The organism is Paenibacillus baimaensis (assembly GCF_025567575.1).
This window is the reverse complement of record NZ_JAOQIO010000110.1, coordinates 43214-66519: the sequence shown is the minus strand read 5'-3', so window position 1 is coordinate 66519 and position 23306 is coordinate 43214. Positions and strand designations below refer to the sequence as shown.

Annotated in this window: 20 protein-coding genes; 17 read left to right on the top strand and 3 right to left on the bottom strand. The window is 45.4% G+C overall.

The annotated features are described in order from the left end of the window. Nucleotides 1–77: 77 nt before the first annotated feature. Nucleotides 78–1016 (bottom strand): helix-turn-helix domain-containing protein, encoded by a 939-nt coding sequence (locus OB236_RS32240; protein WP_262687682.1) that lies wholly within the window; start codon nt 1014–1016, stop codon nt 78–80. Between the two features lie 210 nt (nt 1017–1226). Between OB236_RS32240 and OB236_RS32235 the strand changes: the two genes are divergently transcribed. Next, complete coding sequence (locus OB236_RS32235) at nt 1227–1958, top strand: ThuA domain-containing protein (RefSeq protein WP_262687681.1); 732 nt, start codon at nt 1227–1229, stop codon at nt 1956–1958. 152 nt (nt 1959–2110) lie between these two features. Here the strand turns inward: OB236_RS32235 and OB236_RS32230 are convergent, their stop codons facing one another. Beyond that, the gene (locus tag OB236_RS32230) at nt 2111–2644 is read right to left on the bottom strand and encodes a hypothetical protein (RefSeq protein ID WP_262687680.1); all 534 of its coding nucleotides are present in this window, start codon (nt 2642–2644) and stop codon (nt 2111–2113) included. Nucleotides 2645–2878: 234 nt separating this feature from the next. Here OB236_RS32230 and OB236_RS32225 point away from each other — a divergent pair, with 234 nt between their 5' ends. The 4 genes from OB236_RS32225 to rlmD all read left to right on the top strand — a co-directional run bounded on the left by OB236_RS32225 (nt 2879) and on the right by rlmD (nt 7009). After that, nucleotides 2879–3169: a YerC/YecD family TrpR-related protein gene (locus OB236_RS32225; protein ID WP_076235767.1), complete on the top strand. Its 291-nt coding sequence runs from the start codon at nt 2879–2881 to the stop codon at nt 3167–3169. 364 nt (nt 3170–3533) lie between these two features. After that, nucleotides 3534–4352 carry a sirohydrochlorin chelatase gene (locus OB236_RS32220; RefSeq protein ID WP_262687679.1) on the top strand — a complete coding sequence of 273 codons (819 nt, stop codon included), beginning with the start codon at nt 3534–3536 and terminating at the stop codon, nt 4350–4352. Then, nucleotides 4331–5239, top strand: a complete 909-nt coding sequence (locus OB236_RS32215) for a diacylglycerol kinase (RefSeq protein WP_262687678.1) — start codon at nt 4331–4333, stop codon at nt 5237–5239. Before OB236_RS32220 ends, OB236_RS32215 begins: the two co-directional genes overlap by 22 nt. Before the next feature lie 153 nt (nt 5240–5392). Continuing rightward, a complete protein-coding gene (rlmD, locus tag OB236_RS32210; RefSeq protein ID WP_262687677.1) occupies nt 5393–7009 on the top strand; it encodes a 23S rRNA (uracil(1939)-C(5))-methyltransferase RlmD in 1617 nt (538 codons plus the stop codon). 226 nt (nt 7010–7235) lie between these two features. On the opposite strand, the gene OB236_RS32205 is transcribed toward rlmD, so the two are convergent. Further along, the gene (locus OB236_RS32205) at nt 7236–8411 is read right to left on the bottom strand and encodes a site-specific integrase (protein WP_262687676.1); all 1176 of its coding nucleotides are present in this window, start codon (nt 8409–8411) and stop codon (nt 7236–7238) included. A gap of 378 nt (nt 8412–8789) precedes the next feature. On the opposite strand from OB236_RS32205, the gene OB236_RS32200 reads away from it, so the two are divergent. The 12 genes from OB236_RS32200 to OB236_RS32145 all read left to right on the top strand — a co-directional run bounded on the left by OB236_RS32200 (nt 8790) and on the right by OB236_RS32145 (nt 23303). Continuing rightward, entirely contained in the window at nt 8790–9098 is a 309-nt protein-coding gene (locus OB236_RS32200; RefSeq protein WP_262687675.1) for a Sir2 family NAD-dependent protein deacetylase, read from the top strand. Nucleotides 9099–9378: 280 nt separating this feature from the next. Continuing rightward, nucleotides 9379–9555 carry a hypothetical protein gene (locus OB236_RS32195; protein WP_262687674.1) on the top strand — a complete coding sequence of 59 codons (177 nt, stop codon included), beginning with the start codon at nt 9379–9381 and terminating at the stop codon, nt 9553–9555. Continuing rightward, nucleotides 9548–10132 carry a zeta toxin family protein gene (locus OB236_RS32190; RefSeq protein ID WP_262687673.1) on the top strand — a complete coding sequence of 195 codons (585 nt, stop codon included), beginning with the start codon at nt 9548–9550 and terminating at the stop codon, nt 10130–10132. The genes OB236_RS32195 and OB236_RS32190 overlap by 8 nt, the downstream gene beginning before the upstream one ends. Before the next feature lie 264 nt (nt 10133–10396). Continuing rightward, the gene (locus OB236_RS32185; RefSeq protein ID WP_262687672.1) at nt 10397–11092 is read left to right on the top strand and encodes a hypothetical protein; all 696 of its coding nucleotides are present in this window, start codon (nt 10397–10399) and stop codon (nt 11090–11092) included. Between the two features lie 161 nt (nt 11093–11253). Beyond that, a complete protein-coding gene (locus tag OB236_RS32180) occupies nt 11254–12498 on the top strand; it encodes a vWA domain-containing protein (protein ID WP_262687670.1) in 1245 nt (414 codons plus the stop codon). An 85-nt stretch (nt 12499–12583) separates the two neighbouring features. Beyond that, nucleotides 12584–13546, top strand: a complete 963-nt coding sequence (locus tag OB236_RS32175) for a helix-turn-helix transcriptional regulator (RefSeq protein ID WP_262687668.1) — start codon at nt 12584–12586, stop codon at nt 13544–13546. A gap of 93 nt (nt 13547–13639) precedes the next feature. Beyond that, complete coding sequence (locus OB236_RS32170) at nt 13640–16531, top strand: PD-(D/E)XK nuclease family protein (protein WP_262687667.1); 2892 nt, start codon at nt 13640–13642, stop codon at nt 16529–16531. Beyond that, nucleotides 16524–19895, top strand: a complete 3372-nt coding sequence (locus OB236_RS32165; RefSeq protein ID WP_262687665.1) for a UvrD-helicase domain-containing protein — start codon at nt 16524–16526, stop codon at nt 19893–19895. Before OB236_RS32170 ends, OB236_RS32165 begins: the two co-directional genes overlap by 8 nt. Beyond that, on the top strand, nt 19888–21546 hold the full coding sequence (locus tag OB236_RS32160; protein ID WP_262687664.1) for a hypothetical protein: 1659 nt from the start codon (nt 19888–19890) through the stop codon (nt 21544–21546). The genes OB236_RS32165 and OB236_RS32160 overlap by 8 nt, the downstream gene beginning before the upstream one ends. 325 nt (nt 21547–21871) lie before the next feature. Then, nucleotides 21872–22123 (top strand): helix-turn-helix domain-containing protein, encoded by a 252-nt coding sequence (locus OB236_RS32155; RefSeq protein WP_262687662.1) that lies wholly within the window; start codon nt 21872–21874, stop codon nt 22121–22123. Continuing rightward, a complete protein-coding gene (locus OB236_RS32150) occupies nt 22120–22722 on the top strand; it encodes a DUF1819 family protein (RefSeq protein ID WP_262687659.1) in 603 nt (200 codons plus the stop codon). The genes OB236_RS32155 and OB236_RS32150 overlap by 4 nt, the downstream gene beginning before the upstream one ends. Nucleotides 22723–22724: 2 nt before the next feature. Further along, the gene (locus OB236_RS32145) at nt 22725–23303 is read left to right on the top strand and encodes a DUF1788 domain-containing protein (RefSeq protein ID WP_262687657.1); all 579 of its coding nucleotides are present in this window, start codon (nt 22725–22727) and stop codon (nt 23301–23303) included. Nucleotides 23304–23306 lie beyond the last annotated feature (3 nt).

The following is a 23306-nucleotide window of genomic DNA, read 5'->3' as shown; positions in this document are numbered from 1 at the left end:
ACGTTGTTCCTCATATTCTATACTGTTCGAAAAATGATGTCTCTTTAGAGGTGTAGCTGGGTACATATCGATGAAATTCAGGATTCAAGTTTCATGCGCAGCTTGAATTCCTTCGGGGAGCAGTGATTATGGCGTTTAAACAGCTTATAAAATTGCGCCATATTCGGAATCCCGACAGCCTCGCCTACTTCTACTATACTGACATCCTGGGTGAGCAGCAGACGCTCGGCTTTTTTGATGCGCTTGAAATTCACATAATCGACGAAGGACAGCCCCATCACCTTTTTAAAATATTTAATAAAATAATGATAGCTCAGGTTGAGTACTGCGCATGCCTGCTCGATCGAGATTTTCTCGGCCATATGCTGCTCCACATAATCCAGCGCTGGCTGCAGGCGTGTCAGCTCATCCCGTTCCGAGCCATGCAGCATACCACGTGTATCATTTCGGAGAAGAAGCAGGAGTAAGCGCCGAATGGAAGCCGTAATGGCAAGCTCACAGCCTTTTTGTTTGGTTTGTGATTCTGTAAAAATGTCCATAATAATATCATGTGCCTGTTTTTGTATATCAGCATGCTCACAGAACACATAGTTAAGAAGCCCAAGCGGGCGGCGGATTTCACTGAAATAATGCAAATACGGCATTATACTTTCGTCAAAATGCTGAGCCAGATCAAACTGGCACACCAAATAATTAAACGGCTCCGCACTTTCCTTCTTGGTGCGATGAAGCTGTGAGCTGCCCAGCACATGGACATCCCCACTCTGCAGCACTCGAATATCGTGCTTCGTCTGCACGCTGAGCGAGCCATCAATGATGGCGAGGAATTCAACTTCCTTATGATAATGCCAACGATATTTGGATGGAGGAACGATCGCGGGGGATTTGCTCGTATCTTCACTTATCATGACCGCATCGTCATCTGTAATTCGCCATATTTTCAAACGAAGTAACGGATTTTGATAATCGACCAGCTCATTGTGAACTTCTGTTTCTTGCTCCGGAGCCATGAACATATGGATGCTACCTCCAAAATTTAACCGATCAACGATACCAGTATTGGATAGTCGATTTGTTTGTATGTATAGATTAGTATAGCATGATTTGATGGGGCGATGGCGTTTTTGAATAAAGAACACACAGTTTTGAGCATATCATTTTATGGGTATATTCCTATATAATACAGGTTATATTACAAACCAATCGATATGGAGGCTACAATCCCAATGAGTCAAAAGCTGCGTGTTACCGTATGGAATGAATTTCGTCATGAACAGGAAAATGAAGCAATACGTGCTGTCTACCCGAATGGCATACATCAAGTAATCGGTGAGGGTTTGGGAACGGAGCTGGATGTGTCTTATGCGACACTCGATGAGCCAGAGCATGGCTTGACCGAGGAGCGTTTGAACAATACGGATGTGCTGATCTGGTGGGGACACAAGGCGCATGGCGATGTACAGGATGAGATTGTACAGCGTGTACATAATCGCGTGCTGCATGGAATGGGCCTGATCGTTCTGCATTCAGGTCACTTCTCCAAAATTTTCAAAAAATTGATGGGTACCTCCTGCGATCTGAAATGGAGAGAAGCGGGCGAGAAGGAACGTCTGTGGGTCGTATCCCCGGGTCATCCGATCGTCGAAGGTATCGGTGAATATATTGAGCTTGAGCAGGAGGAAATGTACGGCGAGCACTTTGATATTCCAGCTCCGGACGAGCTGATCCTGGTCAGTTGGTTTGAGGGTGGAGAAGTGTTCCGCAGCGGATGCACCTTCCACCGCGGACAAGGCAAGATTTTCTACTTCCGCCCAGGCCATGAATCTTACCCTACTTACTATAATGAGCAGGTGCGCCGTGTTATCCGTAACGGTGTCTACTGGGCTGCTCCGACAACTCGTGAGTATCCGAAGTATGGCAACAGCCAGCCTTTGGAGCCGATCAAGGCAAAAGAGTAAGATTAGTTTTATATTACGAGGCTTTAGTGGCTCCACAACAAATCAGCTGCACCCGGTTATCTGGGAGCAGCTGATTTTGTGTCATGCAGCTTTACGGATGTTCCTTCAGCAGAGAGGGTGGGGAGAACGACGGTATGAAAGTGCGATCTTGGTTAGCGTGCTTTGCGACGCTTGCCGCGGCTTTTACTTGTGTTCTTGCCGTTGGTGCGTTTACGACGTCGGCGGCGAAGCGGGGCATCGCTATCGCCATCCTTTTTCTTTTTACCGAAAGAGCCCATCAGTACCTTAACGAGCGGTGCCATCTGCTGTACGCTCTGGACCATCTTTTGCACCTTGCCCATGGTGTCCATAATGCCATCGATTCCACCAAGACGATCAAATATTTGCTTCATTTGAGCAATATTGATTGCGCTGCCGGCCCCTGCAGCTGCTCCTGAACCGGTTGAACCGCCTCCGCCGAAGAAAGAAGTCAGCTTACTAAGTGCTCCGCCCCCACCACTTGCTGGCGGAGTTGGTGCTGCTTGCACTACCTGAGGCGTATACTGGGGCTGTGGTGTGTAGGAGTTGGTGCCGATCCCCGGATACGGATTGGGAAGCTGTGTCCCCAAAGAATAGGATGGAGGTTGCTGTGTGAAGCTGCGGGTATTCACGCCTCGATTTCCTATAGGTGGTCTTTGTATGCTCACCGGATTCACATTCCTTTTTTGGTTTGGTTATAGACGATTGCCCTTATGTAGTTTATGTGGTAGGCGAATGGATGGATTGGACTCCTGTCACGGTTTTTTGGTTTTTTTCCTGATTTTAGCCCATTAACGCATAAAAAGAGTAACGTATTGCTAACCTAAAGGAAGGAATTTTACAGCGCATGTCGAATACATCCATTATAGGATTTTAGAAGACCATCAAGGGGTTGAATGAACATGCAATTGAAAAAGCTAAACGACAAAGCGATCGATCAACTGTTTGAATCGATTTTGACATTAAAAGATGTGGAAGAGTGTTACGTTTTTTTTGATGACTTGTGTACAGTCAATGAAATTCAATCCTTGTCCCAGCGGCTTGAGGTCGCCAGAATGCTGCGTAAGGGCAACACATATAACCAGATCGAAGCCGAGACGGGTGCCAGTACGGCGACAATTTCCCGGGTTAAGCGTTGCCTGAATTATGGCAATGACGGTTATAAGCTCGCTTTGGAGCGTATAGGACGCTGAATCAGACAGACTTGCTAGACTTGCTCACTTGGCTGCAAACCAAGCTTAGGATCAGAACAGTTGCTGTGAACAGGCTGGATTACTCAATCAGAGTTCAGGGAACGCATAGTCTGACTTTTGAGCGATTGGATGTTGAAGGCTGGCTTAAGTCGCTTTGCCACAGGATAGGGGGCTGCTGAGGCAGACTCCTTTTTTTGTTGCACACGAAGCTTCTCATGATTCAGCAACTTACCACCGGATGCGACTATTGGCATGTTTACCTATTTGGGATGGGTAGATTTGTGCTATAATAGAAGAAACAGCGGCAAAATTAACGGAGGGGCACCGAAGCGCTTCTTTTTTGTTACGAGAGAGGGGTAGGCCTTTGGTCACGTATGGTGTATTGGTTATTAGCCATGGCTCGCGCAGTGAGCATTGGGTTCGACTGGTTGACGAGGCCGTCAATGCGGTGCAGGTACCGACGGGGATACCGGTGTTTTCCAGCTTTCTAGAAATTGTCGAGGGTAGGCTCATTCAGGATGGAATTACGCATCTGGAGTCGTTGGGTGTAACAGATATTATCGTGGTGCCGTTATTTATTTCCTCAGGAAGCACACATATCGACGAAATCAGCTATGCGCTTGGCGTTAAGCCTGAACCGATTCTTCCGACGGATATGACACCCTTTGCTATTCGGGCCGTCATTCATTTTACAGGACCGATTGATGATGATCCTGTTATTGCTCAAATATTGTATGAAAAAATGAAGCCGCTGTCAGCAGCTCCTTCGCAGGAGATTGTGCTGCTGGTCGGTCATGGCAGTATAGAACGGAATTTTCATCTTCTGTGGCGCAGAGGTTTAGAGAAGCTGGCTTCAAGGTTAAAAGAATGTGGAGGCTTTGATGAGGTGGATGTAGCGATGCTGCTGCCCAACCAGATTCCAGCCAAAATGGATCGTTGGCGCAAGCTGAAACCAGACCATACGGTGCTGGTGGTACCACTTTTTCTCAGTGAGGGATATTTTACAAACGAGGTCATTCCTGAGCGGCTGCAAGGATATACTTATCAATATAATGGGAGGTCGTTGCTTCCTCATCCGCTGTTGCCAAGGTGGATTGAGCAGCAAACGGCTCCTTTTTGGAAACGTAAGGATTGCAATATATGTGAACGGGTGATTAAGGAATGGCCAAACGTGCAAGATTAATATATAATCCAACCTCTGGCAGAGAGGAAATGAGAAAACGTCTGCCGGAAATTTTGCAGCAGCTCGAACGCGGCGGGATCGAAACCTCCACTCATGCGACGATCGGCGAGGGCGACGCTACACTGGCTGCGGCTGATGCAGTCGAACGCGGCTTCGATATTATTATCGCGGCGGGTGGGGATGGTACCTTGTACGAGGTCATCAACGGCGTAGCCGAGAAGGCATACCGGCCTCCCATCGGTATTCTCCCGCTGGGAACGACCAATGATTTCGCCCGGGCGCTCAATATTCCGCGCAGCTGGGAAGGTGCGGTTGACGTGATCCTGCAGCAGCATGCACAATACATCGATGTTGGCAAAATGGATCAACGGTATTTTATTAATATCGCGGGTGGCGGCTCCTTGACAGAGCTGACTTATGAAGTGCCCAGCAAGCTGAAAACGATGATCGGCCAAATGGCTTATTATATGAAGGGTCTGGAAAAGCTGCCTCGCTTAAGCCCGATTGAGCTCTACATCCGTACAGATGATAATGATTTTCATGAAGAGGTCATGCTGTTCCTTATCTCCAATAGCAACTCTGTCGGTGGCTTCGAGCGACTGGCGCCGGACGCTTCCCTGAATGACGGATTGTTCGATGTGCTGATTCTCAAAAAGTGTAATCTCGCCGAGTTTATCCGCGTCGTGTCATTAGCGCTGCGTGGTGAACATCTGGGAGATCCTAATATTATTTACCTGCAAACACGTTCGATCCAGGTCAGCTCACCGGATTACGTACAAATTAATTTGGATGGTGAATTCGGCGGAACGCTGCCATGCACGTTTACAAACCTGCCCTCCCATGTACAAATCTTCGTGGATCAGAGTGGATTATCGGTATACAAGTAATTCGAGCGGGAATTACGTATATGGGCAATGATTTAAGTCGCACAAAGAGTCTGTTCAATAGATAAGTAAGGGTGAGCATGCTTCACTGGTTTACTTACAATGGACAGGCTCTTGCCGTGCAAATCAGGAAATACAAACATGGAGTGAACGGATATGAACAGAAAGAATGGCAAAAGTGGCTATAAAAAAGATCGATCCGGCAAGGATGCGAGTAAAGTGGGTAGCCCAGGTGCTCGCCCGAATTCGAATCGGGGATTAAACAACAGAACTGCGCCAAGTGTGGATACAGCGGATTTGCCGGTTGCCAGGAACGAAGAGTATGAGGCAGAGATCGTCGGCATCGGACATGAAGGGGAAGGGGTAGGCCGCGTGAATGGCTTCACCCTGTTTATTAAAGGTGCGCTTCCGGGCGAGCGAGCGCTTGTTAAGGTGATGAAACTGAAAAAGCAGTACGGCTACGCGAAGCTGCTGCGAATTGTGAAGTCCAGCCCAGATCGCATCAAGGCTCCCTGTCCCATCTATGTGCAGTGCGGCGGCTGTCAGCTGCAGCACTTAAGCTACGAGGCACAGCTGCGCTTCAAGCGTCAGCTTGTCGTCGACAATCTGGAGCGGATCGGGAAGCTCAAGGTGGCTGGGATCGGAGAGAACGAGGCTGACGATGACGGAGGCATCGTCGTTCATGCAGCGATGGGTATGAACGATCCGTGGAGGTATCGCAATAAAGCACAGGTACCTATCGGACTAGCTGGCGCTCAGCCCGCTTTGGACTTGAGCGGCAGTGGCGAAGCTGTGCCTGCGGTTATGGAAGGCGGATTAGTTGGCGGCTTTTATGCACAAGGTACTCATCGTATCATCGATATGGAGGCATGCCTGATCCAACAGGAGAATAACGACCGCGTCGTGTCCGAGGTTAAGCGGATCGCCCGCGAGCTGGGTATCCGTCCGTATAACGAAGAAACCCATAAGGGTCTGCTGCGTCATGTCGTAGCCCGCTATGGCTTTAATACCGGAGATATTATGGTTGTCCTGATTACCAATGGTCATGACATCCCGCACAAGGATGAACTCGTGGGCCTGCTTCGTGCGGCGATTCCCAGCATCAAGAGTATTTGCCAGAACGTGAACAGAGAACAAACGAACGTTATCTTCGGTGAGCAGACAAAAGTACTGTGGGGCGACGATGTAATCTACGATACAATCGGAGATATCCGATTCGCGATATCCGCGCGATCGTTTTTTCAAGTGAATCCCGTACAGACGGAGGTTCTGTACGGCAAGGCACTCGAATTCGCCGGCTTGAGCGGCGAAGAGACGGTGATCGATGCCTACTGCGGCATCGGCACGATCTCGCTCTTCCTGGCGCAGCGTGCGCGCCAGGTATACGGCGTCGAAATCGTCGAGGAAGCTATCGACGATGCGCGGCGCAATGCGCTGCTGAACGGCATTAGCAACGTTCAGTTCGAAGCCGGCCCAGCCGAGGTCGTCATTCCCGAGTGGCGTCGTCAGGGCATCAGCCCCGACGTCATCGTGGTCGACCCGCCGCGCAAGGGCTGCGATGCGGCTCTGCTATCGACGATTCTGGAGATGCAGCCGAAGCGCGTGGTGTACGTATCCTGTAATCCATCGACGCTGGCGAGGGATTTAAGGGTGCTTGAGGATGGCGGGTATCGGACGGTGGAGGTGCAGCCGGTGGATATGTTTCCGCATACGGTGCATGTGGAAGTCGTAACAGTGCTTGTGAGAAATGATACAGTTTTAATAAACCCTTGATATATAAGGATTTATGGTTAGTATAACAGCTTTATAAAATGGTAATACAGATGCTGAATTTAGAAGTTGGTGTTAAATTGGTGTTAAAACTCATCAGAAACGTACGGAAAAGACCGCAAAACATCATAAATTAGCCTAAAATAGGCCTGTTTTCATCAAACTGTTATAGTGCCTAATGTTAAGATTATAAAACAAAACCCGAGCGACTTTAAAGTCGTTCGGGTTCTTATGCTTCTTTTCGGTTTTTAAAGTTAATAATCTGGTCAAACTTATTGGCAGCTTCTTTATCAGCTTTCGCTAAGACATGGCCGTATATGTTCATGGTCGTGGTGATGTTGGCATGTCCGAGTCGCTCTGAAATAATTTTGGCATGAACGCCTTTGTTAATTAACAAAGTAGCCGACGTATGACGTAGATCATGAAACTTGATGTATCTTAATTGGTGCTTCTTTAAGAAACTCCGAAACCACAGATATGGACTTTCCGGGTAAAATGCTTTTCCGTACTGGTTGAAGAACACAAATAAATGATTGTTGTCTCGGGTCTCCTCTAATTTGTCCCACTCTTGTTTGCAGAACTCGTAATAATCCTTTAGCTCTTCCCATACAGCATCGGATAAATTAATTTTACGTGTGGACTTTTTGGTCTTAGGTTCTTTAATGTTAGGTTTACCATCAATGAAATCTGAAATACTTTGCTTCACATGAATGGTTCCTTGTACTAAATCAACATGCTTCCACTCGAGGCCAACCAATTCGCCGCGGCGAAGACCTGTGGTCAGCGCAAGTGTGATCATCATACGCCAATGGTATGGCTCGTGTTGCATAGCCTGAAATAGTAGTTGAATTTCATCCTCATCGTAAACTTCACTTTCTTTATGTACAACTTTAGGTGCTTTTACATCAGCCACAGGATTAGATTTAATTACCCTCCATTCGACCGCCCTTTTAAAGATATTTTTCATTACCCGATAGACAACTTGAACGGTTCCCGAAGCAAGAATTCCTTTTTTTCCGTCCTGTCTGCTTCCTTCTTTGCCAAGGTCACTAAGTAGTGAAGCTATGTGTAACGGTTTGATTTGATCTAATCGCAAATGCCCGATCACAGGAAGAATGCGCTTATCCAATATTCTGAGGTATATGGATAGTGTTTTCGTTTCGAGTTCTTTAACTGCATACTTCTCCCGCCATTCATTAATAAAAGCATGGAGTTCTAATTTTTCAGGTGCAATGTAAGCACCGGCCTCAACCTCGATTTGGAATTTGGCGAGTTCGATTGCAGCTTCTTTTTTTGTCCGGCAGCGAACAGTCTTGCCATGGCGAATATATTTGCCTAAGGCATTTTTTCCTGCGGTTACCGTTAATCTCCATGAGTTTGCCCCGCGTTTTTCTAAACTTGCCATTAAGACATCTCCCTCTAGGACGAAAAAACATATTACAATTATGCCCATAAACATTTTGGAGGATACTTATTACGATAAACATAGATTATTGTGAATTGAAAATTTGATTACTCTTATTGGGCTTGTGGTATGATTTAATAAGAGCTGCGATTTAGGGGAATTCAATGCAAACTTTTGAATTGATATCTGATATCCATCTTGATTTTAATTAGAATATGAATTGAATGAGAAATTTTGAACTTCATGAGGGGTCTTTAGCATTGCGGTGCAACTGGAATTGCTCTTAAGGATTTGGCCGATTTTGATGCCGCCATCCTTGTAACTCATCCCAATTTGCGATTCTCTTTGTTGCAGTATCATAGGAAAGAGGGGTTAGGTATGAACTTTAATGAATTAAAGCAAATGGTGGACGAGAGCAGCAACATCGGTTTCTTCGGAGGGGCTGGTACTTCAACAGAGAGCGGGATTCCTGACTTTCAATCCGCTGATGGATTATATAACGCTGGAACGGACGAGAGCTATACTCCTGAAGAGATGCTAAGCCGTGATTTTTTCATGAAACGGACGGGGGCGTTGTATAACTTTTATGAATCCAAAATGATTTATCCAGATACGAAGCCTAATCTGGCTCACGAAGCTTTAGTGAAGCTTGAGCAGAGAGGGCAGCTTAAAGCAAAAACTTTATGAAACAAGCAGATGTTTTGATCGTAGCAGGTACTTGTCTTACTGTTCAGCCAGCAGCAGGATTAATTCGGTTATATAAAGGAAACAAATTCCTATTGATTTATAAGAGCCCACGCCAATGGATGGACTAGCAAACTATCATTCTAAAGAGCATTGCCAAAGTGGTAGGTGCGTTAACTGCGGAATGAAGTTGTGTTATAGGATTAACGACCCGATGTTGGTATCAATCGAATGCAAATATCCATTTTTCATGGTATTCTGAAAAGAAATGGAGGTGTCAGGTATGGAAAGAAATGGCGATTTAAAGAAGCTAATTAAATTAACTGGAGAACGGGCAAAGCTTGACGCCAAAGCGAATGGAACTTATGTTGTTTACAAAGATATAGAGGGCAAATTAGTGAAGGAGTATGCGGATGGGGTAAAGGAAGTTCTACCAGCAGAGAATCAAGAATATGTCTGAGCCAACGATGTTTGTTTTTGCTGGAAACAATGGCAGCGGAAAAAGCACGATTCGTAATTTAATCATTGATCGAATAGGGATTAGTGTGAATATTGATCCGGATGCTTTGGCGCGGCGTATCAATCCATTACAGCCTGAAACATCTCGGGTTTCTGCTGGGAAGGAAGCGATCCGCTTAGCTCGAGAATGTATAAGAAATCATCGGGATTTTTCGATTGAAACGACTTTGTCTGGTGGATATGTGATACGGCTCATGCAGGAAGCAAGAGCGAATAACTTTGAAATTACCATGTTTTATGTCGGTCTCGGAGATCCGAATTTAAATATTGAGCGTGTTGCCATTCGTGTTCGAAACGGAGGTCATCACATCCCTTCCAAGGACATATTGCATCGTCATCATTCTTCAATTCAAAATCTGCTTAATCATTTGGATTTGGTGAATTACTTACTCGTCGTCGACAATAGCGCTCTGAATGGGGAGATCGTTCTTGAAGCAGATAACGGTAAGTTGAAATACCAAGATCCTAAACTGCCAAAGTGGGTCTTGCCTATTCGAAGCCAATTAGATTTGCCATAACTCGAGTCATCCTACACTAAAGTAGGTATGTTTCGGGTTATTTCTTTAATCAATTGTACCCTTTTTAAAACGGACGATGTACTTCTTGACCCTTATTCTGCAGAGTATCGGATTGAGAGCTAATTACGACAGCAAGTCGAATTTTTTTGAAAGCGTTAAATCTAGTTCTCCAGTTTTGGGTACAGGCAAATTGTACAATTGGTTTTCCTAATACGCTTCTGCACATATACAATTACTAAGGATTACAAAATTAAGAGGTGGTATATGAGGGCTAATAGAAGATATCCAGAACAAGTATATGCAACCATGCGCAGGATCAAACACCAGACTGGGATAATCAAGTTAAGAACGGACACACGAATTATATTTACCGATGACGATCTTTTACTCGGAACCGTTTTTATGACTAATCCGGGTTCTTATGGATTAAAAAGTCATGATCAATGGGATTGTTTTATACGAGGAGAAGGTTCGGAGGATATTATTGATGGTACAGATGCACCGGATACCACCATGCAAAATATTATTGAAGTCGTAAAAAAATCCTGTGATCAAGTCCAAGGCTACGAGCTAAAGGGATATCTGTCAATTTACAACATCACATCAGTTGTGGAGCCAGACGGAGAGAAAATCCAGAATTATCACCAAGCTATCATTAATCTATTTGAGGCTGACGGAATGGATACATCCGTATTATATGAAAGTCCAGTATACCGAGAGGCACATTTTCATGAACAATGCGAAAACTCTTCCTTTGTCATAATGGGTTTTCTAAATAATATATTATCGGAACACGTACAAAGGTTAAACAATTGGGGGAATAAGCACCATAACAAACTTGTATTTGCTTCAGACAAGCAAGGATATTTTGCCCATCCTTTCAGATGGCGATTGGATCAAAGCTTAAAACAGCAGGCGGTTGATCGACTTGTTGCCATTCTGAAAAGTACCCGTAAATAAAATTTTGTGATCGCCACGTACTTTCTTAAAAGGAAGCAAAGTGGCGATTTATTTGTTTGCCCCTTTTTGAACAGATACGAACTTGTATTCCCTGACATTCAGTTGCCCAAACCATATGCTACATTCTTATCAGATACTTTAAAAGAGAGGATGCTGAGCATATGACTTCACACATTCAAACAACTTATGCCTGGAACAAAGAGTACTGGCCAACCGGAGGCGTAGAGCGGGCGTACCTGCTTCTAGAAATGAAAGGAAACGCAGGATTGAATATGGAAAGAGCACCTATGAATGTATCATTGGTATTGGACCGCAGCGGTTCCATGAGCGGAGCCCCGCTCGCTTACAGTAAGAAGGCCTGTCAATTCGTTACCGAACAAATGAGTAAGCAAGACCAGCTGAGCCTGGTTGCTTTTGATGATGAGGTTAGCACTGTATTTACTCCACAGAGTATTTCTCACAAAGACGTGATGAAACAGCAAATTGAAACCATTCGATCCGGCGGTTCTACGAATTTGAGCGGAGGGCTGCTTCAGGGGATTCAATACGTGGTACAAGGGAAAAAGGACGGCAGCATTAACCGTGTGATCCTTTTATCCGATGGCCATGCCAATGAAGGAATTACAGATCGTACCAAGCTGCAGTCTATAGCCAGAGAGTTTCAAAGCGCGGGGATAGGCATTACGACCATGGGTGTCGGCAACGGATTCGACGAGGAATTAATGGAGGGTATTGCGGATAATGGGGGAGGCAATTTCTACTTCATTGAGAAATCAGAGAGCATTCCTGATATCTTCGCCAAGGAACTAGACGGTTTATTATCGGTAGTTGCCCAGAATGTGAAGCTGACCATAAATCCCTCAGAAATCACTCAAATCCTGCATATTTACGTGTACAAAACAGAAAGCACACAAACAGGTTTGAAGCTCTCATTGGGAGATGTTTTTGATCAAGAGACCAAGTCAATCCTCATTGAACTCTCCTGTCACCCGCACACTTCTGGAAAACATGAAATACTCCAAGTCCAGTGGGACTACGTTGATGTCACGGAAGGGGCAAAAGTTTGCAAGGTACAGGTTAGCGTCGAAATTGTATGTACCAACGACATAGAGTTGATTAACCTTCCTGCCAATCCTCATGTGGACAAACAAATCAAAATCACTGAATCGGCAGTAGCCATCGAAAATGCCATTTCCGCTTTCGATAATGGGGATGAGGAAGCCGGTAAAAAGCTGCTGCAGAAGCAAGCTGATTCTATGCTGGCATACGCTGTTATATCAGATTCGGTTGAACTTCGCGAAGAGGCACAAATGCTTTACAGCCATCTGGAACAATTCCCCTACTCCAGTAATACGAGGAAATCCTTATATGAGCAAAAGTATCGCCAAATGAAAAGAAAGAAGTAGCAGGAGTATCCCAAACCTGGGTCGAAATTACTATATTATACATAATTCGAGCATTTTCCCCAATGGATGAAGGAGCGAACTAACTATGCCTGAACGTTTGATTCGTCTAATGCGAATCATTAACCTGATCCAATCCAAACCTGGCATTATGGCCAGGGAATTAGCCGAGCGCTGTGAAACTGTTGAACGTACCATTTACCGCGATCTGGATGCGCTAAGCGCAATGCATATTCCCGTCACTAATCTTGGCCACGGAAAAGGCTATGCCTTCATCAGCAACTTTTCCTTGTATCCCCTTGATTGGACGGAGCAGGAGGCACTGGCTTTTTCCTTGCTGACTTCTGTGCTAGAGCCGATCAAACCGCTTATTCCCGAAGGTTTCGACTCTGCCTATGAGAAGGTTATGGGTGCCCATCACAAGGAGAAATCCAAGAGGAGAAATATCGTGCAAGATGTCGCAGATGTTATTCAGCTTGGGACTCCAGCTAATCGGAAGGATGGCCAAACGTCTTTGTACGACATCATCCAAGCGATCATATCGCAGCATACGATCCGCACGGTCTATTATTCGCAGGGACGTGATGAGCAGTCGCAAAGAGACATCGATCCGTATTATTTGATTCCCAGGGATAATCGCTTCTATATCATTGGATTTTGTCACAACGCCAAGGATATCAGGACATTCCGTATCAGCCGTTTTCGTGATGTTCGGCTGCTGGACCAAGCCTTTGATAAGAGTGAATTCAATTTAAAATCCTACATGAAAAACACATGGTCCATCGAGCGCGGCAAACAAAATATTCGCTTTAAAGTCCGGTTTCACCCGGATGCAGCTCGGTATGTCAAGGAAGAGGAGCTTTTTACAAAGCCGAAAATGACTCCTCAGAAGGATGGCAGCCTGCTCTTTGAAGTTACGCTAAACCATGACCGGGAGTTTCTTAATTGGTTGAGCCAGTACGGACCGGATGCTGAGATTTTGGAGCCCGAATCTTACAGGGAAATCATGCGTGACAAGCTGGAACGATGGAAGCAGCTGTATGAGGCTTAAGCTGTTGGGATGGAGGGATGAACTCTGAGGGCATTATCGAGAATTAGTCATTTACATGAAATCATCAAACGAAATCCGATGCAGCGTAAGATATTGCTTACAACAAGCCATGCTCAAGGCCATCAGTGGTTGGAACAGGTAAGCAGACAATATGGTCCAGTGTTAAACACCGAGGTAAGAGTTCTGGATAGGTGGGCACTTGATAGGTGTAAGCTGCTCCTCGCCAAGATTAAATTTCGATATGTATCAGATTCGGAATCCAGGTGGATCGTTGTCAAGCTGCTTCAGGAATTGACCGAGGATACGGGCTTTACCTATTTAACGGGAAATGCTTTAACACCTGGGCTTACCAAGGCATTTCACCAGGCAGTCTTGGATCTCAGAGGAGCCTTGATAAAAGCGGCTGAGCTAACTTCTGACGTTTTTGAAAATAGGGAAAAAGGCATATTTGTGAAAGAACTACTTTCACGATATGAAGCGGAACTGGTCCGTAATCGGCTTGTTGATCTGGCTGGTCTGTTGCCGTATGTCAAGCAGCTTTCTCCGACGAACGATTGTATTATCGTAGATGAATATGCAATTAGGACATCGTTGGTCGGAAAAAGCTTTCTGGAATCGCTCACCGGAGGCGTTTATATCGCTTTGAACAGCGGACATGAGTTCATGAGCGCAGATTCTTCTTTTCCTGTTGAACGGACCGAATTTTTCCATTCCCTAGGTTCATTGGCTGAAGTACGCGAGGTCGTCCGACGTATCATGGAAAAGGGCATCTCATGGGACCAGGTAGAGATCATAGCTTCAGATTATGAGAAACGCGCTGCAGCTGTTTATACAGTTACAACAACTACACAAATAGCATGTACCTTCTCGGATGGTCTGCCGATCGGCATCACGAATGCAGGGAAAGCAGCGAAGCTATATTTGGAATGGCTGGAGTCCGGCTATCATCTGGATTCTCTACTATCCGCACTCAAGCAAGGAGTCATCCGACTAAGGGATGAGCAACAAATGGAAATAACCTCCTCTAATGTGATTGGCGAGCTGGAGCGCTCAGGAATAGGCTGGGGTCAAGAACGTTATCGATTATGGGGACAAGCGATGGAAACTGATACCTCAAAGGAACAAATGCTGATAGTAGGTAATCAGAATGAAGCCAGAAGCGCTCTTTTGAAAATACTCCATCGTTTTTTTGAGCATTTGTTCCAACCACTCACCGAGCAAACCCTATCATCGCCAGCGATGTTGATCCATACGCTGATTAGCTTCTTGGAAACGTATGTAGTTCTAAATGAGGATAGTGACGATCAAGTCCTAAGTGGCCTTCAGAGTTTGGAACAATCTTTTCATATGGCCGATGAGCTTACTATGAACAGCAAGCTGGCATTGCGATATGTTCAGGAAGGACTGGAAGGGCTGCGAATTCAATCGAAAGAGACCCCATCACCGGGACGAATACATGTGACTTCGCTCTCATCGGGCGGGCAAACGGGAAGGCCTTATACGTTTATCATAGGTATGGCCGAAAAGAATTGGTCGTTATCCGTACGTCAGGATCCCCTCCTGCTTGATGAAGAACGGGCTAGAATAAGCCCTGATATGGATCAAAGCATAGAGCTTGCACAACGTCAGGTCGAAGAACGGGATGTTCGAATGGGTATGATTCGCGGCGACTGCACATTGAGTTTCTGTTCTTATGATATCGTGGACCATCGGGAGCATATGCCCGCCTATGAAATGCTTCAAATGTTTCGTGGTAAGACGCTGCAGACAGATGCAGACTATGAAGCTATGGTTCAGAGCATGGAAGAGCCTGTCCGATTCTTCCGAAGTAAAGCTGGCTTGTCCGTTGACGCGAGCGAGCAATGGCTGCGGTCGCTTGTAACGAATAACTCCCGAATTAAGGCTGGACAAGCTTTCGTTTATGCTTACTATGGCTCGTTAATGGATGGGAACAATGCTGAGCTATCTAGAGAAAATCTGGAATTCTCCGCTTACGATGGCTTGATCGAAACCAATTTACATCCTGTGCGGCTTCCAGGAGACGAGCATACCTTTGGTGGATCTGCCTTTAGCGCTAGTAGGCTGGAGCTATACGGCAGATGCCCCAAGAAGTTCTTTTATCAGGAAATTATTGGAGTTCGGGCTAAGGAGGTTGCTCTTTATGACCGTACGAGGTGGTTGGATGCCATGCAGCGAGGAAGTCTGCTTCACGAAATATTCGATCAGTATTTGATAGATTCGAAGGGTCGTCGTACCGATCTTAATGGTTCCTTGGGTCATGACCTTACATTTTTAAACGAAATAACAGAAGAAGTGTTAAGGCAATATGCGAAGGAAGTGCCAGCTCCAAGTATGCATATCTTACATAAGGAAGCGGAGAGTATACGCAAGGACGTCAACATTTTCTACCTTAGTGAACAGCGGCGGACTTCTATTCCTGTTTTTACAGAGCTGCAGCTGCATAGAGAAGGGAAGCCATTAGTACTCGAATTCAGCAATGAATTATCCATCCCGATAAAAGGATTCGTGGACCGCGTGGATCGAGTAGCACCTCACCACTACAAAATATATGACTACAAGACAGGCAACCCAAGGAAATACAAACAGAATGAATGCTTTTCCAGAGGGACACAGCTGCAGCTACCTTTGTATGGTCTGGCTGTCGAACAGTGGATGAAAGAGACAGGCTTTGATCCGGAGGCTCAGATCGTGGCATCTGCTTATTATTTTCCCACTGAACGTGGGATGGGAGAGGAAGTGAGCCGGCCGCAAAACCGCCGCGAAGACTTGGAGTCACTTCTTTATAACATGATGGAATCCATGAGAACAGGGCTTTATCCGCCTGCAATCGATCCCATAGGATGTACATGGTGCGATTATAACTCCGTTTGTGGCTCTCATTCAGAGCAGTTTTTGGACAAGAGAAGTGCACCCGGGAATGCGGATCGGCTTGAGCGTATCTTGGAGGTGAACCGGTTTGTTTAAACAATTTGTGACACAGGATGATGATGATGCTCGCTTGCGAATCGGGTCGGATCTGGATACCACATTTATGGTAGAAGCAGGAGCGGGGTCTGGCAAAACAACTTCCATCATCGGTAGGATGATTGCCTTGGTTCGTACACGCAAAGCCCAGGCTCGTGACATTGCTGCCATAACGTTTACGAACAAGGCGGCTTCTGAGTTAATGGGACGCTTTCGTATCAAGCTCGAGCAGGAGTGTGCCAGAGCTCCGCAGGGTGTGGAGCGGGATGCGTTGGAGGAAGCCCTTCGACAAATACCGGAATGTTTTATTGGTACCATTCATGCTTTCTGCGGAAGGCTTCTAAGAGAACGTCCTATCGAGGCCAAGCTCGATCCTTCTTTTCAGGAAATGGATGATCGGCAGGACCAAGAATTCCGGGATCAGTGCTGGGATGACTATCTGGATGAAATGCGTAGTGAGGGTGGAAAGAAGACCCAAGCAGAAGAGGGGGCCCAAGGTGAAGCAGCGTCGTGGTGTGCAGAAGCTTCCATCGAAGCTTTGGCAGCTCTACAGGTCAACGTGGAGGACTTGCGGGCGGTATATAACCGCGTTGCGGAGTATGAGGATGTGGAAATCTATACGGAACAGGTGGCGAGGCCTGGTTTTGACCGATTAAGAGATTCACTGTTTCCACTGTTAGAGGAAGCGTCCCCTTACATTCCAACCATGGAGCCGGCGAAGGATTGGGATGTTTTGCAGAAAACAATCCGCGATGCTGTGGGCCATATACGAAATAAAAATATGGCAGACGATATCAACATGCTAATTTTGGCGAAGCTGTTTGACCGTAACTTGAGCGTGACCTTGAACCGCTGGACCGACCCGAAGATGGCAAAGCAATTCAAGGAACAGTTTCACGACTGGCAGACATATATCTTGCGTCCATTCTTACAGGAATGGAGAGAGTTTCTCCATCCCAAGCTTATTGCTTTTGTGCTTCCTGCAATCCGGTATTGCACACAAAAGCGCATGGAGGCAGGCAAGCTGAACTTTCAGGATCTGCTCATGAAAGCTGCGGAATTGCTCAGAACCTACCCCGAAGTAAGAACATATTTTGGGAAACGATACAGCAGGCTGTTTGTAGACGAATTTCAAGATACGGATCCTATTCAAGCGGAAATGATGATGCTTCTAACGGGATCTAATGAAGCGGAGTGGAATTGGCGGAAGCAGCTGCCACGTCATGGTTCCCTGTTTGTGGTTGGTGACCCCAAGCAATCTATTTACCGATTTCGCCGGGCCGACATCTCGACCTATAATTTCGTGAAACAACGGATTGAACAATGCGGAGAGGTGCTTCAATTAACTCGCAACTTTCGTTCAGTTAAGGCGATTGGGGACTTCGTGAACTATGCTTTTGAAAGCAAATTTACATTAAAGGGGGAAGAGTCCGAATGCCAGGCACCATTTATCGAGATGATAACCCAACATCCAAACCCTGGGGGTAGGACTGCGCTGCATGGTGTCTATACCCTGACTGTGCCTAAGCAAGAAAGAGACCGACAAGTTGATATTGCCCTCTATGATGCGGAACGAATCGCGCAATTTGTTGCTTGGGCCTGTGGTGGCGGACTTCTCATCCATGACAAGACCGACGATGAGGGAAAGCCGATTTCCCGTCCAGCGCGACCAGGCGATTTCCTGATTTTGCTCAAATTCCGCAAGTTCATCAGCTTGTATGCGGGACAGCTTGAGAAGTATGGTATCGTGTCGGATACTTCTGGCAGCCTGGTCGTTTTTGAAGAGCTGCGGGTTCTTTACCAGTTGGCTTTAACGTTAAATGACCCTACCGACCGTGTACCTCTGTTGGCGGTTCTTCGAGGTATGTTGTTCGGTTTGAGTGATGATGCCTTATATCATTACTGTCAAGAAGGTGGCAGTATTAGCCTACATACTATTGCGGACCCGGCTAGACTCTCCGTGAAAAGCGTAAAAGTGGATCAGGTACTTCATAAGCTTCGTCAATATATGGAATGGGTCAAAGCCCTGCCGGCGTTGTCCGCTTTTACGAGAATCATCGATGACATTGGCCTTGTCGCTGCAGCAGCAGTAGGTGATTCCGGCGCAATCCGCAGCGGAACTTTGATCAAGCTGCTGGAGGTGCTCCAAGGAGATGCGGAAGCATCCATTGAATGGCCGGCGCTTACCGAATGGCTGCATAGGCTAACAGATTCAGAAAGTCTGGAAGCCGCGAGCCTGTTCTCAGGAAGCGCGGACGCTGTGCGAATCATGAACCTTCACAAGGCCAAAGGATTGGAAGCGTCGATCGTGATGATGGCCTGCCCTTGCGGCGACAATGATCACGATGCGCAGGAGCATATCGACCGGCTAGCCGAACCGTCGCTTGGATACTTCACCATATCCAAACAGAAGGATATGTTCACTTCGGAGGTAGTCGCCCAGCCTGTGGGTTGGACCCGGCATGCCGAGAGGGAGCGCGAGTTCATGAATGCGGAAACTGACCGTCTGCTCTATGTAGCTGCGACCCGGGCGAAGCAGCTATTAATTGTCAGCCAGTACCCCTCAAGGCCGGCTATAGATCCATGGAGTCTATTGTCTGTTTCCTTGCAGCAGCAACTGGAGCTGGAGCTGATTCACGTAGATCCTGTACAGCCAGAGGAGCTTGCCATGGTACCAGATATAGCGTCGAGTGTAGACGAATGGCAGAAGCGGCTGGATTCGGGGTCTGTACCCAGCTATCAACTGGGCAGTGTTACAGGCTTGGCGAAGTCATCGAGCGATATTGTGATTGAGCGTTCCTCAGGGGGTAAAGGAATGGCATACGGAAGCTTGATTCATCGCTGCCTGCAGGCTCTCGGTGAGGGGATGGATGACAGTGATTTGACTGACTTTTGCCGAATGGCTGTTGAAGAGGAAGGTGTCGAAGAAAAGTGGCTGGAGCTTGCAGTTGAAACGGTGCTGAAGGTGGCCGCTAGTACGTTGTGGAAACGAAGTATGTCGGCGCGCCGACGATACCACGAGTTCTCCTTTATGATTAGCCGAAGAATCGCAGCGACTGATGAAAATAAGCGGGTACAAGATAGTAGTTTCCAGGGTGGTAGCCTAGCTGACTCCGTTACCACGATCCTACGCGGCGTCATTGATCTCGTGTTTGAAGAGGAAGAAGGCTGGGTCATCGTTGATTTCAAGACGGATCGTTATGAGCTCCCGAATGAGCAGCAGTTGGTGGACTTTTACAAATCGCAGGTGCTGGCTTATGTGGAGGAGTGGGAACGGACGATAGGCGGGAAAGTAAAAGAAGCTGGGCTTTATTTTATTGATAGGGATCGGTACCTTCTAAACTATGGTGATACTCATGGATAGTAGAGAGAATAAGGAAAAATTCGTTCAAGGTCTTAATACTGTCAGAAGCAGCTTTGACCAGTTAGAAGTATTGTGCAGGGAAGTAAAGTCGGAGAATGATATTTTGTGGGACGTTATTCTTGCGTACGGCAATGAAGCCCTGTGGCAGAAGCTTTTTATCGCGTTAGCTAATTACAATGGAGAAGATGGCCCCGCTCTTATTGTTAAGAAAATTAGGGAATTGCTCGAACACAACCAATATTCGTTGGCCTTTTTGGGTCTTAATCATCTTGTGGCGATTACATATACTGAGGGTGAAGAGCCATCGGAATTCGTTCAGATTTCGGTCTCATCTATTCTTGATTTAATGTTTGCAATGAACATACCTGACCTAGATGAAATGGATAGGCTATTAATGGATACCATGAACTGGATGAAGAAAACAGCCCATTCGCCTTTACGGGATAGTGTTCATGAATTTATCCATGGAAATCACGCTAGATTGAATCAATTGATAGCGGATACGAATTCGCCTGAACTCATCCTAGAGTATCTGCATACCTTATTGGCATTTGATTTCTATTATCCGCTGAAAGGTATGATGGCATATATATTGGGTAAAGAATGGCCGTTTCTGGATGCGAAAATTCAGGAGAAGCAGTATGTTCATTTTTTATGGATAGCTTTTTATATTTCTATGGATGATGTTTTAGTGGAAGCTTCCGGGGAAAGCAGACGCTTTATTGAACAAGCTCACACCCCAGAGATGCTTATATATAAAAAATATTGCGCTATGAAGAGCGGCGGAGAGTGTAATCGTCAGACAACAGAAGATATTATAGCTCTTATGGCTCAAAGCCGAATGTTTGAAGAGCACGAAAAAACGAAGCTATGGGAAGAGATTTCAAAATTCCTAGAACCGCTAGCGGAAGCCTCGGTTACTATGGAATTACCAACCCAATTACCAACCGATATGAAGAAAGCCAGCAGTATCTGGCAATTAAAGAATAAAACGGACCATTGTCCGCACTGCAGTCAAAGCCAATTGGTAAAAGAGCTTGTCATCGTTGACGGATTTAAGAAACATTCAGTTCCGGCATATAAACCAATTGTTTTTGAATTGCTAACCTGCATCCTTTGCTCCAGAATATATGCTTATGACAGCACAAAAAGGAAGCTAAACAATGCTCTTGAGCCCTACCGGTGCATAGTCCAATTGGATCCAATCGATTACCCGCCCAAGCAACTAGCGGTGAAACCAGTGGCTTCACCAAAAAGAGTGGTGATAACGCCGACAACAACGAAAACATCGACAACATCGAAAGCTGCTGTAACGAATGAGTATTTTGCATGGCCAAGTACAGAAGCTAGGGAATCACAAGGGAAATCTGATAGAGAAAGTAACTTTAGAGATGAAACGCAGCTGCATCGTCTGGGCTATAAAATTACTGGCCTTAATCGAATGAAACGATGGGACATATTAGTCCGCAAAGTGATTCCCAAAATGACCCTTAAAGAAATTGTCAATACGATTGCAAACAATGTTCGTTTACGTAAGTCCCAGGAAGGCGGTCATACCAAATTTGCTTATGCTATTGCAGAGTGGGAGCATGACCTGGAACGTCTCAAACAAGAATATTACAGCTCGAATTTTACATGGCCGCAATATTGAGGGCGAGCTTTAAAACGAGAATTTAGTTTCTTTTCGATTGGTTAATGATAACATTGAAGCTACTTATTTTGAGGGGGTTGATTTCAAACGAGTATTAAAGTAGAACAAATGTTTCCTGACAGGGTAATGCCTTTAATGTATGATAAGCTTCTCTTAGTAGGAAAAGAACGTGTCTCTGGTATCACGGATATGTAAATATAACCAGATGATGGGATCTGTATAATTGAGAAAAAATCGCAATTTCTTATACATAAGTACTAAGAATCTATAATATGTGATATCCTATTACTTGTATTTTAAATACGAGTATTAGAGGTGTTCAATTATGGATGTATGTTACAATAAACTATTCAAGCTTTTAATAGATAAAGGGATGAAGCGAACAGAGTTACGTAAATTGACTGGTATCAGTCCTAACACCTTGACGAAGCTCTCAAATAATGAATTCGTTTCGATGGAAGTGCTGGTGAAAATCTGCCGTGTTTTGGGCTGCGATTTTGGTGACATCGTTGAGATTGCTAAGAGTCTAGAAAATGAAACGTCCAATCTTGTAGCATCGAGCGAAGAACTGTTATGAAAAAAAGAGAATACAGCGCCGGATCCGTTAAACAATCCTTTTGGTTCTCCGAGTTTCGAAAGGTTGTAAGCCTAATCAACAAAGGGAAAACACTGAATGAAATTAAGGAATTAAATATAGAGGAAAATCTTTTCGCGGCTCCAACGCAGGAAAGAGCTATTCAGATCTTTAACACGGTGTCCAGACGTGTAAAGAGTTTAGATCAGTCAATTTATCAGCTGTTTGAACAAAGTGACGTATCTACGCAAAAAATAATTGCTATTATTGCAATCATGAAGACAGACAGCTTGTTCTTTGATTTTATATATGAGGTTTATCGGGAAAAGCTGATTATTGGCAGCGATGAACTGGTTGGCAGTGATATCCGTATTTTCTTCAAGGACAAGCAACTGCAAAGTGAGAAAGTTGCAAGTTGGACGGATTATACGCTCAGGAGACTGGGCACTTGTTATAAAACGATGCTTATGGAAGCCGGATTAACAGATCGTGCATCCGGTAACAGAAAGATTCTGAAACCAATTTTAGATAAATCGTTAGAACAATATCTGAATGAAAATGGCATGGAAATGATGATTCATGCCCTGACGGGGGTGAGATAATCATGGCCAGCTTGGAGGAAAGATTAGACTTAGCAGAACTTATTATCAAAACGCCAAGTTTTCGTCAAAATAAAGGACTTGGCAATGAAGTAGGCTATTATGTATTTGATTATCCGGCAGAGAAAGAATTGCTTGTCAGGGAACGAATTGCTTATATGAAGGCAAAGAATTCAAAGGCGAACGATGGTTTTGAACTGATGGTTTTTGATCTGTATGATATTATAATTGACGTCTTGGAGCAGGAAGACTTTATGGAGCAGTGCTTCAGATTCGAAAAGAAAAAAGGCATGGAACGAATTATAAAGTCAGTCGGAAATCTTTTGCAGTTTAATGATGATGCAAGTCTGATAGTTAAATATGTTCAGGAGCGGACACCAAAAGATGCCGTAGTATTGTTAATTGGAATAGGGAAATGCTACCCGCTGCTTCGGTCACATAAGGTATTGAACAACCTGCACCAAGCGATTGACCGTGTGCCGGTTGTCATGTTTTTTCCAGGTAAGTATGACGGACAGGAACTGATTCTGTTTTCTGAAATCAAAGACGATAACTATTACAGAGCATTCAAGCTCGTTGATTAGGGA

Coding starts and splice junctions, on each gene's coding strand:
- rlmD (WP_262687677.1), top strand. CDS start 5,393: ATGAACAGAAAGAATGGCAAAAGTGGCTATAAAAAAGATCGATCCGGC.
- OB236_RS32205 (WP_262687676.1), bottom strand. CDS start 8,411: ATGGCAAGTTTAGAAAAACGCGGGGCAAACTCATGGAGATTAACGGTA.
- OB236_RS32150 (WP_262687659.1), top strand. CDS start 22,120: ATGAAAAAAAGAGAATACAGCGCCGGATCCGTTAAACAATCCTTTTGG.
- OB236_RS32225 (WP_076235767.1), top strand. CDS start 2,879: ATGCAATTGAAAAAGCTAAACGACAAAGCGATCGATCAACTGTTTGAA.
- OB236_RS32195 (WP_262687674.1), top strand. CDS start 9,379: ATGGAAAGAAATGGCGATTTAAAGAAGCTAATTAAATTAACTGGAGAA.
- OB236_RS32240 (WP_262687682.1), bottom strand. CDS start 1,016: ATGTTCATGGCTCCGGAGCAAGAAACAGAAGTTCACAATGAGCTGGTC.
- OB236_RS32215 (WP_262687678.1), top strand. CDS start 4,331: ATGGCCAAACGTGCAAGATTAATATATAATCCAACCTCTGGCAGAGAG.
- OB236_RS32190 (WP_262687673.1), top strand. CDS start 9,548: ATGTCTGAGCCAACGATGTTTGTTTTTGCTGGAAACAATGGCAGCGGA.
- OB236_RS32145 (WP_262687657.1), top strand. CDS start 22,725: ATGGCCAGCTTGGAGGAAAGATTAGACTTAGCAGAACTTATTATCAAA.
- OB236_RS32185 (WP_262687672.1), top strand. CDS start 10,397: ATGAGGGCTAATAGAAGATATCCAGAACAAGTATATGCAACCATGCGC.
- OB236_RS32155 (WP_262687662.1), top strand. CDS start 21,872: ATGGATGTATGTTACAATAAACTATTCAAGCTTTTAATAGATAAAGGG.
- OB236_RS32175 (WP_262687668.1), top strand. CDS start 12,584: ATGCCTGAACGTTTGATTCGTCTAATGCGAATCATTAACCTGATCCAA.
- OB236_RS32200 (WP_262687675.1), top strand. CDS start 8,790: ATGAACTTTAATGAATTAAAGCAAATGGTGGACGAGAGCAGCAACATC.
- OB236_RS32160 (WP_262687664.1), top strand. CDS start 19,888: ATGGATAGTAGAGAGAATAAGGAAAAATTCGTTCAAGGTCTTAATACT.
- OB236_RS32180 (WP_262687670.1), top strand. CDS start 11,254: ATGACTTCACACATTCAAACAACTTATGCCTGGAACAAAGAGTACTGG.
- OB236_RS32235 (WP_262687681.1), top strand. CDS start 1,227: ATGAGTCAAAAGCTGCGTGTTACCGTATGGAATGAATTTCGTCATGAA.